The 15,010-nt window shown below is 71.8% G+C and carries 10 protein-coding genes; 7 read left to right on the top strand and 3 right to left on the bottom strand.

The window, feature by feature from the left end; all coding sequences use genetic code 11:
* Window positions 1–9: 9 nt before the first annotated feature.
* Both WMF11_RS17445 and WMF11_RS17450 read right to left on the bottom strand, forming a co-directional pair.
* On the bottom strand, window positions 10–2,061 hold the full coding sequence (locus WMF11_RS17445; RefSeq protein ID WP_437978236.1) for an IgGFc-binding protein: 2,052 nt from the start codon (window positions 2,059–2,061) through the stop codon (window positions 10–12).
* Complete coding sequence (locus tag WMF11_RS17450; protein ID WP_437978237.1) at window positions 2,061–4,163, bottom strand: IPT/TIG domain-containing protein; 2,103 nt, start codon at window positions 4,161–4,163, stop codon at window positions 2,061–2,063. Before WMF11_RS17450 ends, WMF11_RS17445 begins: the two co-directional genes overlap by 1 nt.
* Window positions 4,164–4,665: 502 nt before the next feature.
* On the opposite strand from WMF11_RS17450, the gene rpsB reads away from it, so the two are divergent.
* From rpsB to WMF11_RS17480, 6 genes are all read left to right on the top strand, one after another.
* Window positions 4,666–5,589, top strand: a complete 924-nt coding sequence (rpsB, locus tag WMF11_RS17455; protein WP_437978238.1) for a 30S ribosomal protein S2 — start codon at window positions 4,666–4,668, stop codon at window positions 5,587–5,589.
* 221 nt (window positions 5,590–5,810) lie between these two features.
* Complete coding sequence (tsf, locus tag WMF11_RS17460) at window positions 5,811–6,761, top strand: translation elongation factor Ts (RefSeq protein ID WP_437553028.1); 951 nt, start codon at window positions 5,811–5,813, stop codon at window positions 6,759–6,761.
* A 9-nt stretch (window positions 6,762–6,770) separates the two neighbouring features.
* On the top strand, window positions 6,771–7,715 hold the full coding sequence (locus WMF11_RS17465; protein WP_437978239.1) for a polysaccharide deacetylase family protein: 945 nt from the start codon (window positions 6,771–6,773) through the stop codon (window positions 7,713–7,715).
* A gap of 44 nt (window positions 7,716–7,759) precedes the next feature.
* Complete coding sequence (locus WMF11_RS17470) at window positions 7,760–9,124, top strand: hypothetical protein (protein WP_437978240.1); 1,365 nt, start codon at window positions 7,760–7,762, stop codon at window positions 9,122–9,124.
* A complete protein-coding gene (locus tag WMF11_RS17475; RefSeq protein ID WP_437978241.1) occupies window positions 9,121–11,148 on the top strand; it encodes a hypothetical protein in 2,028 nt (675 codons plus the stop codon). The genes WMF11_RS17470 and WMF11_RS17475 overlap by 4 nt, the downstream gene beginning before the upstream one ends.
* Before the next feature lie 731 nt (window positions 11,149–11,879).
* The gene (locus tag WMF11_RS17480; protein ID WP_437978242.1) at window positions 11,880–12,875 is read left to right on the top strand and encodes a hypothetical protein; all 996 of its coding nucleotides are present in this window, start codon (window positions 11,880–11,882) and stop codon (window positions 12,873–12,875) included.
* A gap of 45 nt (window positions 12,876–12,920) precedes the next feature.
* Here WMF11_RS17480 and crcB read toward each other — a convergent pair whose 3' ends face one another.
* On the bottom strand, window positions 12,921–13,304 hold the full coding sequence (crcB, locus tag WMF11_RS17485) for a fluoride efflux transporter CrcB (protein WP_437978243.1): 384 nt from the start codon (window positions 13,302–13,304) through the stop codon (window positions 12,921–12,923).
* Between the two features lie 89 nt (window positions 13,305–13,393).
* Between crcB and WMF11_RS17490 the strand changes: the two genes are divergently transcribed.
* Window positions 13,394–14,968: an ATP-binding protein gene (locus WMF11_RS17490; RefSeq protein ID WP_437978244.1), complete on the top strand. Its 1,575-nt coding sequence runs from the start codon at window positions 13,394–13,396 to the stop codon at window positions 14,966–14,968.
* Window positions 14,969–15,010 lie beyond the last annotated feature (42 nt).

Consider the following 15,010-nt stretch of genomic DNA (forward strand, 5'->3'; position numbering starts at 1 on the left):
CGCGGCGGCTCAGTCCGGCGGCGCGATCTCGCGGAGCTCGGTGCCGCCCGCGTACCCGTAGCTCACGAACGAGTCGAACCCCGTCACGAGCAGCCCCACGGGCGCGGAGGCCGTGAGCCAGTGCACGCCGTCGCGCTGCATCCCGGGCAGCACGTTGTCCGGCGCCTGCCGCGCCGGATCGATCGCCGCGAAGCTCAGCTGGCAGCGGTAGACGACGAACGACGGCGCGCCGCCCCCGCGCTGCTCCTCCGTGAGCCCGTCCGCGGGCGCGATCTCGCACTCGTCCGGCCCGAGCGTCGCGTCGTCGAGCCGCACGACGGCCGACCTCGGAGCGACCACCGAGATGAAGTCGAACGCGTACTTGTCCGGGGTCAGGAACACGTAGTCCGGCCGGAACTGCTCGATGGGCGGCAGGATGATGAGGCTCGGGTCTCCGCCTGGCAGCCCTTGCTTGACCCCCGTCGCGTTCTGGCTGGCCATGATCTGCGACACGATGACCGGCTCGGAGCTCTCGATCATGAAGTCGCCCCACGCCGTCACCTCGCGGAACTCGCCCAGCGCCGACAGCGTGATCCGATCGTCCGGCGGCGGCAGGGTCGTCTCGATCACGGCGCCCTTGCCGCTGGCCGCCACGATCCTGACGTACTCCGGCTCGGGCACGGCCTCGATCCGCGCGCCGGCCTCCTTGACGGTCAGCGACCGGCTCGGCGTGTGCGGCACCGCGAACCGCTTGCCGGCGGTCCGGGTCGGATCGAGCTGATCCTCCAGGTGGTCGGCGCAGCAGCGGCGATCCGCGAGCACCTCGAAGTGCGGCGCGTCCGAGGCCTCGCTCCCGGTGAAGACCGCGATCGGCTGATCGGCCTTCACGATCGATCCGGTGAAGTCCGCGTTGAACCCGCCGCTCTCCAGGTTGAGCACGTCGAACGCGCCGAGCTTGACCTCGATCGACCCGCCCTCCGGCGTCTCCGGGACGGGCCCGCCCCCGACGACCTTCGCCTTCGTCGTCACCTGCACGGTCGTGTTCTCGCGCGTCCCGACGATGGTCAGGAACGCCCGGAGGTCGATCGGGTTCTGCGGATCGAAGTTCGTGTCCGGATCGTCCGTGACCGCGATGGTCTGCGGCCACCCTGTGACGACGTACGCCGTCGCCATCGCGCCCGGGCTGTACGTCAGCGCCTCGCGTGGCTTCAGCAGCGAGGCGTCGTTGGAGAACACGTTGGCGTTCTCCAGCGGGTTGAACTGGTAGGCGACGATGGGGAACTTCGACGTGATCTTGTACGCGTGCCGCGTGAGCGCCGTGTGCGTGCCCGTGTTGTACTCGCCCTCCGGGCTGCCATCGACCTCGCGCGGCCCGAGCTTGAACACCTGGAGATAGAGCGGCGCGATGAGCGCGCTCGCGATCTCCACCGGGGCCGGCTCGTCGCCGGGCGCGCCGTCGTCCTGGAAGATGTGGATCTCGTTCGGCACGTCCGGCTGCGGGTTCGAGACCACCACCGCGAACTGCTGCGCCGCCGCGTTTCCTGTCGCGTCGATCCGCGCGTTGTCCAGATCGACCGCCCAGTACTCGCACCCCACGTTGCTCCGCTCGAGCTCCGCGACGGCGCAGAGCTGCTGGCAGCTCCCGCTCCGGCACGCTTCGCCGGCCTCCGTGTCGCACGTGTCGATCACGCGGCCGAAGCGGCCGTCCGCGTCGCAGACGACGACGTCCTGCTCGCGGCACGAGCGCGCAGCGGGAACGCAGGGCCGGCAGCCGAGCTCGAGCGACGCGCAGACGAGCCCTCGAGCGGCGCAGTCGTCGAGCGTCACCCAGGCCAGCCCTGCGCCGGTCTCCTCGCAACGCGCGAGCTCCGCCCCGCAGCGCACGTCGCCGGCCGTGCAGAGCGGCGGCTCCTCCGGCCGCTCACCCCACCGCGTGCCGCTGTCGAAGCAGCTCGGCGCGAGCCCGAGCCCCGCGGCGACGGCGACGAGGGCGGCTGCAGCGTGCCGCGATCGGGCGCGGCGTCCTGGCTTCCGTGCGCGCGTCGGCCTGCGCGCTCGCGTCGGGTGGGGCGGGGCGTTCATCACAGGTGTGCGTTGAAGCTGTCGAGGGAGTAGGCCGTCATCCCTGCCGGCTTGAGCTGCCGGTAGACGAGCTTGCCGTAATCGAAGCCGTCGATCCGCGCCCCGTACACCCCGATCGTGAGCGGCCCCGGCGGCAGCGCGCCGTGCTCGAGCCCGAGCTGCCGGAGGTCCGGCACCTCGACGGCGTGCGACCCTGCCGGCACGGCCACGGTCCACCGGATGAGGCCGTTTCCGCTCGCGATGTCGTAGACGCTGAGATCGACGGGCGCGCCCGCGCCGAACGAGGTCGCGAGGTGGGACCCATCCCAGGCGGTGTTCTGCGCGGGCGCCTCGAGCGTCGGCACCCCCACGAAGTCGCCGATGCGCACGGGCTCGCTCGTGCTGGTCGAGAGGACCCGCCCGACGACGGACAGCGGCGCGAGCCCGGCCTGGCCGGTCACCGCGCGCGCGGACGAGTGGTAGCTCGCGCCGAGCAGGTCGCGGGCGAGCGGCGGCACGCCGACGAACGTCAGCCCCCCGTCGAACGGGATCAGCGGGCTCTGCGCGCCGATCGGGAGCGTCGCGAACCCGTCGTTGCCGATCATCAGCGACACGTTCGCCTGGATCCGATCCGGCCCCTTCGGCCCCTTCGCCGGCGCCTTGACGTCCATCGAGAGGGCGTGGTCGAGCGGCTGATTGATCCGCACGAACACCTCCCTCGTCCACTCGTTCGGGAGCACGGGGATCCCGCGGACCACGCCCATGGCGTACGCGGTGAACCGCGGCGGGGTCGTCGAGCGATCCTCGAGGCCCGCCAGCGCGTAGATCGTACGGTTGCCGGGGGCGACGTACATCGTGAACCCGTGCCCGAGCTCGCCCGACGTCTCCGGCGTGATGGCCTGGAACTCGGACGGCAGCCTGAAGGTCGCGAGCGGATCGGCGCCCGTCGTGAACAGGTACGCCGCCTTTCGCTCGGTGTCGCGGCGCGGGCTCGGGATGTTGCCCCACGCGGCGCTCCCGGGGTCCAGCGACGTGTCCCAGACGAGCTCGCCCTCGATCGCCCCCGCGCTGCCGACCTTGCCGCCGACTGGCGGGGGCGGATCGCCGGACGCGCCGCACGCGGGGGTGAGCACCGGATCCAGGTAGACGGTCACCGTGTCGACCGCCACGTCGACGAACGAGATCGGGCTATGGCACGTCGCGGCCACGGTGACGGTGCGCGGCGAATCGAGCGACGCGTCCTCGATCACCGCGACGCCGGACGCGTCGACCTCGATCGGGGAGGTCGTGTCGGTGCCGACGACGACGCTCGCTCCGGGGATCGGATCACCCGTGAAGTTGTTGTAGACGAGCACCTTCAGCCGTCCGGCGAGCGGCGCGCCGCTGAGCCCGCCCTTGTAGCCGTTCTCGCTGTCCTCGTAGGTGTAGCCGTCCAGCACGAGGATCGTCTCGCCGCCGGTCGTCACCGAGATCGTCTTCGCGCCGGGCGTGCCCTGGGGCACCGTGCACAGGAGCCGCGTCGGCTCCTGGACGGCGAGCGACGTGCACGGCTTCTGATCGATCTTCGCGACCGTCCTCTCGTTCCAGCGCGTGCCCTGGCCGACGAGCTCGATGGTCGTCCCGCCGGAGATCGGCCCGCTCGACGGGGACGCATAGAGCGCGTCGTACACGTAGCCGCCCGGCAGCGTTCGCCGGGTCGACGCGTCGTCGCCGTTCTGCGCGGCGAGCTCCACCGGGCCCGCCGCGCCCGGCGGCGCCGCCACCTGGACCCGGCTGGGATCGATGGGCACGATCGCGGACGGATCGACCTCGACGTCGCCGAACCAGACGCGGACCTGGGAGCTGAAGCCGTTGCCGTGGAGCAGGACGCGCTGGCCTCCGTTGAACGGCCCGTGCGTCGGGTCCGCGCCGAGCAGCGCGTGCGGATCGCCGCCGGGCAGCCCTGCGCCGGCGGACGATGACGTCGACGTGGTCTGCGGGTCCACGCCGAAATCGCCGCCATCGCCGTCGGTCTGCCGGCGGATGCCCTCCGGCGCCGAGGCGATGCACGCAGAGACGATCGCGAGCCCTGCGCAGACTGAAGCGAAGCGTGCGGTAAGAAAGCCTCGTGATGCGGTTCGCACGAGGCGAGTGTACGCCATCGCGGATGCCGGGCCACGGCGCGCCAGGGGGCGTGGCCCGGCGTTCCCGTGCTCCGCGCCGCGTGGTCCCACCGGCGCAGCTGGCGCAACGAAGGCAACTGCACGAAGGCAACTGCACGAAGGTAACTGCACGAAGGTAACTGCACGAAGGTAACTGCACGAAGGCAACTGCGTGGGTGGCTGCGAGGACAACCGCGCGGAGACACACGCAAACACACGGAAATCGTGCACGCCGGGGTGGCGGCTTCATCGCTTGACAAGCGAGGCGCCTCGGGGTAGCAAACCGCCCCCTTCTTGCGGTCTCGTGACGAGGGGGACAGCGGAGGCTGAATCCTCGCCTTCGCTGCCGCAGAACCGAATCCACACGCTCTCCTGGCACCCACGGCATTCCGCGGCCCGGTGCCCCATCAGCACGGACGCTCCTGTCCGCGCATGGGGTTGGTCGCGGGAGGGGGAGCGGCGGACCAACCGAAAGGGCACTGCCGTGACTGATACCAGCTTCTCCGCATCCGTCCCCGCGGCCGACACCATGCAGGCCGCCGCCCCCCAGCCGGGGGATTTCCCGCTTCCGCTCCGCTCGCTGCTCGACGCGGGCGTGCACTTCGGCCACCAGACGAAGCGCTGGAACCCGAAGATGCGGCCGTTCATCTACGGCGCGCGCAACGGCATCCACATCATCGACCTCGACCAGACGACGCGTCTCTTCAAGCGCGCGTACGACTTCCTGACCGACGCCGTCGGCCGCGGCGGCCACGTGCTGTTCGTCGGCACGAAGCGCCAGGCGCAGGACATCGTGCAGGAGGAGGCCCGCCGGGCGGGCATGTACTTCGTCACGAACCGCTGGCTCGGCGGCACCCTGACGAACTTCCGGACGATCAAGCAGGGCCTCGATCGCCTGCGCACGCTCGAGCGCATGAAGGAGGACGGCACCTACGAGCAGCTGCTCAAGAAGGAGGTCGTCCGCCTCGAGAAGGAGCGCGAGCGGCTCGAGAAGTACCTGGGCGGCCTCAAGGGGATGGGCGGCCTCCCGGCGGCGATCTTCGTGATCGATCCGCACCAGGAGTCCATCGCGATCAGCGAGGCGCGCAAGCTGAACGTCCCGGTCGTGGCCATCACGGACACGAACTGCGACCCGGATCTCGTCGACTTCGTGATCCCTGGCAACGACGACGCCATCCGCTCGATCCGGCTGATCACGGCCCGCGTCGCGGACGCGTGCGTCGAGGGCGCGCAGCGCCGCAAGGATCACGGCGAGGGCGGGCAGCAGGCGGCGGTCGCGGCCAGCGCGACGAGATCAACGTCTACCAGGGCGGCCGCGGCGGCCGCGGCGGCGGTCCGCGCCAGCAGCAGGCGTCGTAGCGCGGCGCGAGCCGCGACGGAGCGGCCCAGCGCTCGGGCGGCGCGGTGACGACGACGTCGCTGCTCGTCTGGGCGGTGTGGCAGCCGCGAGAGAGCAGAGAGGGCGCAGGGACAGAAATGAAAATTTCACGCCTCTGCGCCTTCTGTGCCTCTGCGGTTCGACCCGCCCTCGCTGGGCCGTTCGTGCAACAGCAGTCGGACGTGTGGTGAACGGGGGCCGCTCGGCGCGGCCTCTTCCTATCTAGGTTTCAGGTTGAAGGAGAAAGAGCCATGGCCGGCATCAATGCGCAGGCGATCAAGGAGCTTCGTGAGCGTACCCAGGCGGGGATGAGCGACTGCAAGAGCGCCCTCACGGAGGCCGAGGGCGACATGGAGAAGGCGGTCGAGATCATCCTGAAGAAGGGTCTCGCGAAGAGCGCCAAGCGGGCCGGCGCGTCCGCCACCGAGGGCGAGGTCCGCGCGGTGGTCGCGGCCGACCGGCGCAGCGCGACGATGGTCGAGGTCAACATCCAGACCGACTTCGCCGCTCGCAACGACGCGTTCCGCCAGTTCGTCGGCGACGTGCTCGCGGCGGTCGAGAAGGCGCCCGACGGCGCGGACGCGGCTCAGCTCTCGATCGGCGGCAAGTCGATCGCCGACACGGCCACCGAGCTGACCGCGCGCATCGGCGAGAAGATCGCGGTGCGCCGCTGGGATCGCGTGTCGATCCCGGCGGGCAAGCACGGCGTGGCGCACGAGTACGTGCACCTCGGCGGCAAGATCGGCGTGCTCGTGGCGGTCGAGGCGTCGAGCCAGGCGGTGGCGGAGCACCCTGCGGTGCAGAAGTTCGTCGAGGAGACGGCGATGCAGGCCGCCGCGATGAGCCCGCTCGTCCTCCGTCGCGAGGAGGTCACGGAGGAGCTGAAGGCCAAGCAGAAGGAGATCTTCGAGGCGCAGCTGCGCGAGGATCCGAAGCCGAAGCCCGAGGCGGCGTGGCCGAAGATCATCGAGGGCAAGTTCAACAAGTGGTACTCGGAGGTCGCGCTCCTCGAGCAGGAGTCGGTGGAGGCGGCCTCGCGCGGCGAGAGCGGCCAGACCATCGAGAAGCTCCTCCAGGCGGCGTCGAAGGCGGCCGGCGGCGAGCTCAAGCTCACGCGCTTCGTGCGGTACGAGCGCGGCGAGGGCATCGCCAAGAAAGAGGACGACTTCGCCGCCGAGGTGGCGAAGATGGCCGCGAGCTGACGCGGTCCGATGCGGGGGCGCCTCGCCGCCGTCTCGATCGACCTCGACGAGGTCCCGAACTACTTCGCCATCCACGGGCTCGCCGTCCCGGATCGCTCCGGGGCGGCGGCCGCGCTGAGCGCCGTCTACGACACGGCGCTGCCGCGCATCGCTGATTTCGCTGCCTCCCACGGCATCCCCGTCACGCTGTTCGCGATCGGCCGCGACCTCGCGCGCCCCGAGAGCGCCGCGGCCTTGCGCGCGCTGAGCGACGCCGGTCACGCGGTCGAGAACCACTCGTACGGGCACCGCTACGACCTCTCGCGGCTCCCGCGCGCCGCGATCGCGCGGGAGGTCCTGCTGGGCGCCGAGGCCATCGCGGAGGCCGTCGGCCGGCGTCCGACGGGCTTCCGCGCGCCGGGGTACACGGTGAGCGACGCGCTGTTCGACGCGCTCGACGCCGTCGGGGTCGCGTTCGACTCCTCGGTGTTCCCGTGTCCGCCGTACTACGCCGCGAAGGCGCTCGCGATGGGCGTGCAGCGGGTGAAGGGGAGGGGGTCGTCGGCGATCCTGGACACCCCGCGAGTGCTCGCCGCGCCGCGCCGGCCGTACCGGCCGGGGCGACCGTGGTACCGGCGCGGCGGCCGGCGCTTCGTTGAGCTGCCGATCCAGGTGACACCGGGGCTCCGGCTGCCGGTCATTGGCGGCAGCGTGGCGCTCGCGGGCGCGGCGGGCGCGCGGCTCCTGGCGCGCGCGTGCGCCGGGGAGGCGCTCGTCAACCTGGAGCTGCACGGGATGGACTTCCTCGACCGGAGCGACGGCCTCGAGGCGCTCGCGCCGTACCAGCCGGAGCTCCGGATCGCGCTGGGCAGGCGGATCGAGGCGCTGGGGGCGTTCGTGGAGGACCTTGCGCGGATGGGAGCGAGCTTCGTGCGGCTGGACGAGGCGAGCCGGGAGCGCGGGCTCGTGGAGTGACCCGGGGGGCGGTGCCGACGGGCGGCGCGAATTCCCTGACGAGCATGGTGCCGTCGGGTACCTTCCCGGCGATGGAGTTCGAGCGCCTCCAGGAGCTCTACAACCGCTGCAACCCCGACGAGCCGCTGTCGCCGGGCGATGAGCGCAACGTGGACATCGACGTCCGCGGCGTCCGCGGGGCTCACTGGACGAACAAGCTCGCACGCCAGATCGAGCTCTCCAGGACGCCGGTCTGCCAGCTCTTCACGGGCCTCCGCGGCACGGGAAAGAGCACCGAGATCCAGCGCCTCGCCGCCAGGCTCTCCGATCCGAAGCGGCGCAACCTGCTCACGGTCCTGATCGACGCGGACGACGTCCTCGACCTGACCGTGGAGATCGACATCTCGGACGTCCTGGCGCTCGTGCTGCTCCACACCGAGCGTACCGTCCTGGCTGCGGAGGGCGAGGACGCGGCCAGCGCGTTGACGGAGGGGCCTCACCGGCGGCTCTGGGCGTGGCTCTCGCGGACCGACGTGGAGATCGGAAAGCTCACCGCGGGCGTGGAGGCGGGGACGAAGACCGGGGTCGAGCTCAACCTCAAGACCAACCCGACCGTACGTCACCGGGTCCGCGAGATCGTTGCTCGGCACCTGTCCACGTTCGTCCGCTTCGTGCACGACGAGCTCCGGGAGCTCGACTGGCGCGCGCGCAAGCTCGGGCGCTCCGGCGTCGTGATCCTCTTCGACTCGCTGGAGAAGCTCCGGGGTACGAGCCTCACCTGGAAGCCGGTGCTCGAGAGCGCCGAGCGTATCTTCTCCACCGGCGCGCCCTACCTCCAGCTCCCGGTACACGTGCTCTACACGATCCCGCCGGCGCTCGCGCGCCGCATGGTCGAGCCGCCCGTGTCGTTCCTGCCGATGATCAAGGTCCGGGACGCCGGGGGCACGCTCCACGCCGAGGGGGTCGAGGTCATCACGGAGCTCGTGAAGAAGCGCATCGACGAGGCCGCGCTCGAGGAGATCTTCGGCAAGGCGGCGCTCCGGAGCCGGATCCGCGACATCGCGCTGTGGTCGGGCGGCTACCCGCGCGAGATCGTGCGGCTGCTCCAGACGCTGCTGGAGCTCGAGACGTTCCCCGTGGACGCGAAGACGCTCGAGCGTGAGCTCCATCGGGCGGGGAACGCCTACCGGAGCATCGTCTACGACAGCGGCGCGATCCCGTGGCTCGCCACGGTGAACCGCACGAAGCGCCTCATCACGAACAGTGAGCAGGAGCGCGAGGCCGCCGATCACTTGCTCCAGAACAACGTCATCCTGCGCTACCTGAATGATGACGAGTGGGTCGACGTCCACCCGTCGGTGGCCGGCATGCAGGAGCTCGCGGGGCCGGTTCCGGACGCGAAGGACGCCGCGGGGGAGAAGAGCGCATGACCGGCGCCGCGGGCGGGGAGCGCTCGCGGCTGGTCCGGGCGCTCGCGCTCTCGCGGCGGTTCCACCTGTACCTTGCACGGTGCGCGAGCCCCCGCGCGGCGGACCAGCTGGTCGCCGAGCTCTCCGCGGAGCTCCCGCGGCGCGGGCGCGCGGAGGTTCGTCTCGTCCGATTGGAGCCGTACGGCGCACGGACCGAGGACACGCCGCTCACCGACGGCGAGCTCGCGGATCGCGTCCTGCTTCCGCTCCTCGACCCACCCGACGAGCTCCGCGGCGCGATCCACCTGGTCGACGCGTCGCGCGCGGCCTACGCGGACACCGAGCCGTGGGCGCGCGTGTTCTCCCTCTGGAACGAGAAGCGCAACGTACTCGGGCCGTCACACGGCGAGGTCGTGGTGATGCTGCCGCGCGCGCTCGCACCGGTGTTCGCGGCCGCGGCGCCCGACGTGTGGTCGATCCGGAGCGGTGAGTACGTCATCGAGGAGGACGCGGGCGCGCCCAACAGCTTACCGGGGACAACGCGCGTAGCGCGTGGCCTGTCGCGTGACATGGCGATCGAGCCGATCCTGGAGAGCCACAAGATAGGAGCGCCGGCCCTCGTTGGCGGCGTGGAGGCGGCATTCTCCTCGCTGACAGCGGCGGCACCGGCGAGCGAGGGCAGGCGCGTCAACGATGCGCTGTTGCTCATGAGAGCGGTGTCCCCGCTCGCGCTCTTCGGCGGAGATATCGTGGTCCGGCCGTGGGTCGACGATCTGCTCTCCGTGCTCGCCGCGGCGGAGATCACCGAGCCCTCGGTGGTCCACCCACCGGGACCGCTGCGCGATCTGCACTTTGCCATCTGGGATCTTGCCAGTAGGGACTTCAGGTCGGCGACGGGGCTCTTCTCCGGGGCGATCGAGCGTCTCGACGGCGATTCCGTCGCGTTCGCGGTCGGTGCATGCTCCGGGCTCGCCATTGCGCTTGCCGCGCAGGATCGCGCGGCTGAAGCGGTTCCCTATGCGGACCGGGCGCTTCGTGACGGGGATGGTTCGCTGCACGGTGCGCGCGACGCGATGTACGGCGCGCTTCGGGCGAACGCGTTCGTGCACTGGTGCCTCGGTCATCTCGAGCGCGCGCAAGAGCTCGACCAGACCCTCGCGACCGAGGTCGAGGCATCGACGGATGTCATCCGATCGCGGCTCGTTCCGATCGCCGCCCGATCGCACCTTCTCCGGCTTGCCGAGCGCGGTCAGGTCGCGGCGGCGCGAGGGCGGGTTGCCGCGCTGCTCGATCCCGGGCCGCACGCGAGCTCTCCCCGGCGTGAATCCGTGGGTGTCGATGTGATCATGCGCGTCGTGATTTCAGATCTAGACTTCCTCACCGGCGATCTCGACGCCTCGCTCTGGGGGCTTGAGCGAGCGCTCGCCGAGGGCGCGCCTTGGCCGAAGGAGCACGCGAGCCTCGCGCGCCGCTGTGAAGCGGCCAAGGCGCTCGTCGAGATCGCCCGCGGAAACGAGGAGCGGGCCGCGAAGCTCCTCAGGCATCGGAGGGACGGGCGGGCTCCCTCGGACGAGCGACTCGAGCCGGACGGCGGGTTCCGTGCGGAGGCGTTTGGCGCGGTGGCGTCCGGGCTCCTCTCGATGGTCATGGGGAATCCTTGGGATGCCGCGATGTGGTTCATGAGCGCGCGCAGCTCCGTTGCCCAGTGGGGTGACTGGGGCCTGGACCGGCGATCACGCCTGCGGGCCGAGCTCTTCGTCGAGCTGCTGGGGGCCGCGGTCGATACGGACGCCGATCACGCCCTCGCGTCCGCCCGCTCTCTCGCCGACCAGGCCGAGGCGCTCCTCGGCGACACCGCGGAGGATCACATGAGCCGCGTGCTTGCCGTGGCGGCGCACCGCGAGCTCGCGCGGCGCCTCGCGAGCGCCGGCGCCGGTGACGCCCGCTCCGCCGCGCAGCGCGCCGCAGCGCTCGCCCAACCTCTCGGCGGCCTCGGCGTGCCCGCGTGGGACGAGCTACTCCGCGCTGCAGCGCGCCCGTCCTGAGGTTCTCTGGTTCCACTCACCAGGGGTCCGGCGAGGGATCGGGAGAGAGAGTTCAACGCAAAGGCGCAAAAATGCATGAAATTGATGGCGCCTTTGCGTTGAATTCTCTTTTCTCTCGCGAAGCAGGTCCCCGGCAGGGGAGCTCACCCGCCGTACTGGACGCGGCGAGCCTGCGGCGCAGCGGTCGCCGGCGATGAAGGGCAGGGGACATGTGTGACGCAACGCGTCGTGCGCGCGTCGCTGGCGCGTCGTGCGCGCGTCGCTGGCGCGTCGTGCGCGCGTCGCTGGCGCGTCGTGCGCGCGTCGCTGGCGCGTCGTGCGCGCGTCGCTGGCGCGTCGTGCGCGCGTTCCCGAGCTCCGTGCGCGTGCCCGGGATCTCTGGCGCGCGGGGGCGACGGGCTTGCCGCACGCCGCCTCCGCGTCGTGCGCATGTCCGGGCCGCCTGTGCGCGCGTCGCCCCGCGTTGCGCGCGCGCCCCGCGCCTGTGGTGCGCCGGCGCGGCCGGGGTTGCGCGCGTTCCCTCGCCGGTCTCGCGTGCGCCGCCCGCCGTCGTGACGCCGTCGATCTTGCCTGGTCCGCGCGTCGCGCCCGCCGAGCGCGCCCCAGCCACCGACCCTGCGCCGCTCTCCCGGCCCCCGTGCATTCGTTCGGACAGGATCGTCGCGACGTGGTCTTGCGCAACGACGTGTTCGCTTTCCGTTCCTTGACGCTTTCCCGTAGCTTCCCCTCTCATGGCCACTTCCAAGACCAAGAAGCCCGCGCCGGCGACCTCGCCGGCCGAGGCGCCTATCGTTTCCACCACCACCCTCGACGCGCTCGCGCGGGAGCTCGGCCCCGCGGACGGCGCTTTCGCCGCGCGGACGTACGCGGGCATTCCCGAGGAGGACCTCGTAGCGGAGGGGACGCGCATCGATTCGCAGAGCCTCATCGATGACGTCCCTCAGTTCGTCGCCTCGGCGCGGCGCATCCTGGGCTCGCTGTCTGGGGCGCAGCGCGGCAAGGTGCGCATGCCCGAGGCGCTCCTGCCGTTGCTCGTCGCCGAGGCGGGCAGGCTCCAGGCGATGAAGCGGTCGCACGACGCGGCGGCGTCCGAGGTCGCCGGCGCCCGGGCCGCGCTCGAGGTGCAGGGGCGGAGCGCGATGCGCGACGGCATCGCCGAGCGGGACCTCTGCTACGACGGCCTGCGCAACGCGCTCGGCCCGCGCCGCATGGCGCGGGTCGACGCCGTCGTCGGGCGCGCGGATTCCCCCGAGAACCTCGCCAGGGGCCTCGAGGCGCTCGCGGCCTTTATCGACGAGACCCGGCGGGCCGATCCGCAGGACGCGCAGCTCCTCGAGGACTATGACGTCGGTGCCGAGTGCGCGGCCGCGCTCCGGACCATGGCGCAGCGGGTGCGCGGGACTGCCAGCGTCCAGGTCGCTGCGGGGCGCCGGGTGACCCAGCGGGCGCTCGATCTCCAGGACGGCAGGGTCGCGGTCGTGATCGAGAAGATCCTCCGCGCCTTCAGGGCCGCGCGCCGGGTCGACGGGACCATCCTGGTCCCCGAGCTGAACAAGGCCGCGTGGATGTTCGAGACCCGCTCCGGCAACTCGGCCAAGAAAGCCCCGTCCGGCGGCGGCGAGGCGCCGAGCGGCACCGCGCCGAGCGACAGCGCGCCGGGCGGCAGCGCGCCGGGCGGCAGCGCGCTGACGCCGGAGGCCACACCGAGTCCCGGCGTCGGCGGCTGATCCCAGCCCCCGAGCCAGCGCTCCTCAGCGCCCGCCCCCACCGCGTCAGCCCGCGATGAGCCGCCTCGTGACGACCATCCCGAGGGCGCCGGCGAGCAAGCAACCGACCAGCGTGATCGCGATGTTGGCGAGCCCCGCCGCCCACGACCTGTACTCGATGAGCCGGATCGTCTCGTTGTTGAAGCTCGAGTACGTGGTGAAGCCGCCCATCACGCCGGTGCTCAGGCTGAGGCGGAGCGTCGGCGACAGGAGCTCGGTCGTCGCGGCGATCTCTCCGACGGCGCCGAGCAAGAACGACCCGATCACGTTGACCGCCAGCGTCCCGTACGGAAACTCGGCGCCGAAGCGCTGCTGGCACCACGTCGAGAGCCCGTAGCGGGCGAGCGTTCCCGCTGCGCCACCGAGGCCGATCCAGAACCACCGATCCATTCGTTTCACCTTCTCGCTCAGGTCGCGACGACCGTAAGCGGCGGCCGTGCCATTGCATCCTCCCCGCCGCTGGCCCAACGCTGGCGCGGGTGAAGCGCCGCTTCAACACGACCGGGCCGTGCCGCCCCGATCTGCACTACATGATCCCGGCCGAGAGCCGCCTGCCCGAGGCCCCGAGGCTCGTCGAGCAGATGGGCTACTTCGTCGTCCACGCCCCGAGGCAGACGGGCAAGACGACCGCCCTGCGCGCCGTCGCCGAGCGGCTCACGGCCTCGGGTCGACACGCCGCCGTCCTCTTCTCCTGCGAGGAGGGAAGCGCCGCCGGCGACGACTATGGCTCCGCCCAGCGCGCCGTCCTGCGCGAGCTCACGCGCGCGGCGCAGATCGCGCTGCCGCCCGAGCTCCAGCCGCCGCCGTTCTCTCTCGAGGGCGGTGAGGGCCTCCTCTCCGCGGCCCTCACCGCCTGGGCGCGCGCCTGCCCGCGTCCGCTCGCCCTCATCTTCGACGAGATCGACGCCTTGCGTGGCCAGGGCCTCCTCAGCGTCCTGCGCCAGCTCCGCGCCGGCTTCCCCAGCCGCCCCGAGCACTTCCCCGCCTCGATCATCCTCTGCGGGCTGCGCGACGTGCGCGACTACAAGGCCGCGAGCGGGGGCGATCCCGAGCGCCTCGGCACCGCGAGCCCGTTCAACATCAAGCTCGAGTCGCTGCGGCTCGGCGACTTCTCGGAGGAAGAGCTCCGCGCGCTCTATGCTCAGCACACCGAGGACACCGGCCAGGTCTTCCTCGACGCGGCGCTCTTCCGGGCCTTCGACCTCACCGTCGGCCAGCCGTGGCTCGTCAACGCCCTCGGCCGCGAGATCGTCGAGAAGCTCGCCATCTCGCCGAGCGAGCCCATCACCGCGGCGCATGTCGAGAAGGCCAAGGAGCACCTCCTCCTCGCGCGCGCCACGCACCTCGACTCGCTGGTCAGCAAGCTCGCCGAGCCCCGCGTCCGCCGCGTGATCGAGCCCATGCTCGCGGGGACGTACGAGGGCGGCGGCGACACGTATGACGACGATGTCTCCTACGCCCGCGATCTCGGGCTCATCGCCCAGGGCAAGCCGCTGCGCGTCGCGAACCCCATCTACCGCGAGGTGATCGCCCGCGTCCTCTCCTCTTCGGCCGAGGAGCGGATCGACGCCCCGCCCGAGCGCTTCCGCTTGCCCGACGGCCGCCTCGCGTTCCGGCGCTTGCTCCGCGCGTTCGCCGCCTTCTGGCACGAGCACGGCGAGGTGCTCGCCTCCGGGATGCCGTACCCCGAGGTCGCCCCGCAGCTCGTCCTGATGGCCTTCCTCCAGCGCGCGGCCAACGGCGGCGGATCCATCGATCGCGAGTACGGCGTCGGCCGCGGGCGCATCGATCTGCTCGTCCGCTTCCCCTACCAGAAGCCCGGCGGTGCTCGGGCCGTCCAGCGGCGCGCGCTCGAGCTCAAGGTGTGGCGCAAGGGCCAGAAGGACCCGCTCCGCGAAGGCCTCGCCCAGCTCGACAGCTACCTCGCGCGCCTGCGCCAGAGGCGCGCGACGCTCGTGATCTTCGACGCCCGCGGCCGGCTCGCCCGGACCGCGCCCCGGTTCAGCGACGTCACGACGCCGCGCGGCCGCCACGTCGCGCTGCTCCGCCTGTAGCACGCCGCCAGGTCCCGATTTTCGCTGGGTGTCGCGGTGCTC

It is taken from the genome of Sorangium sp. So ce295 (genome assembly GCF_051527405.1).
GTDB lineage: Bacteria > Myxococcota_A > Polyangia > Polyangiales > Polyangiaceae > Sorangium > Sorangium cellulosum_B.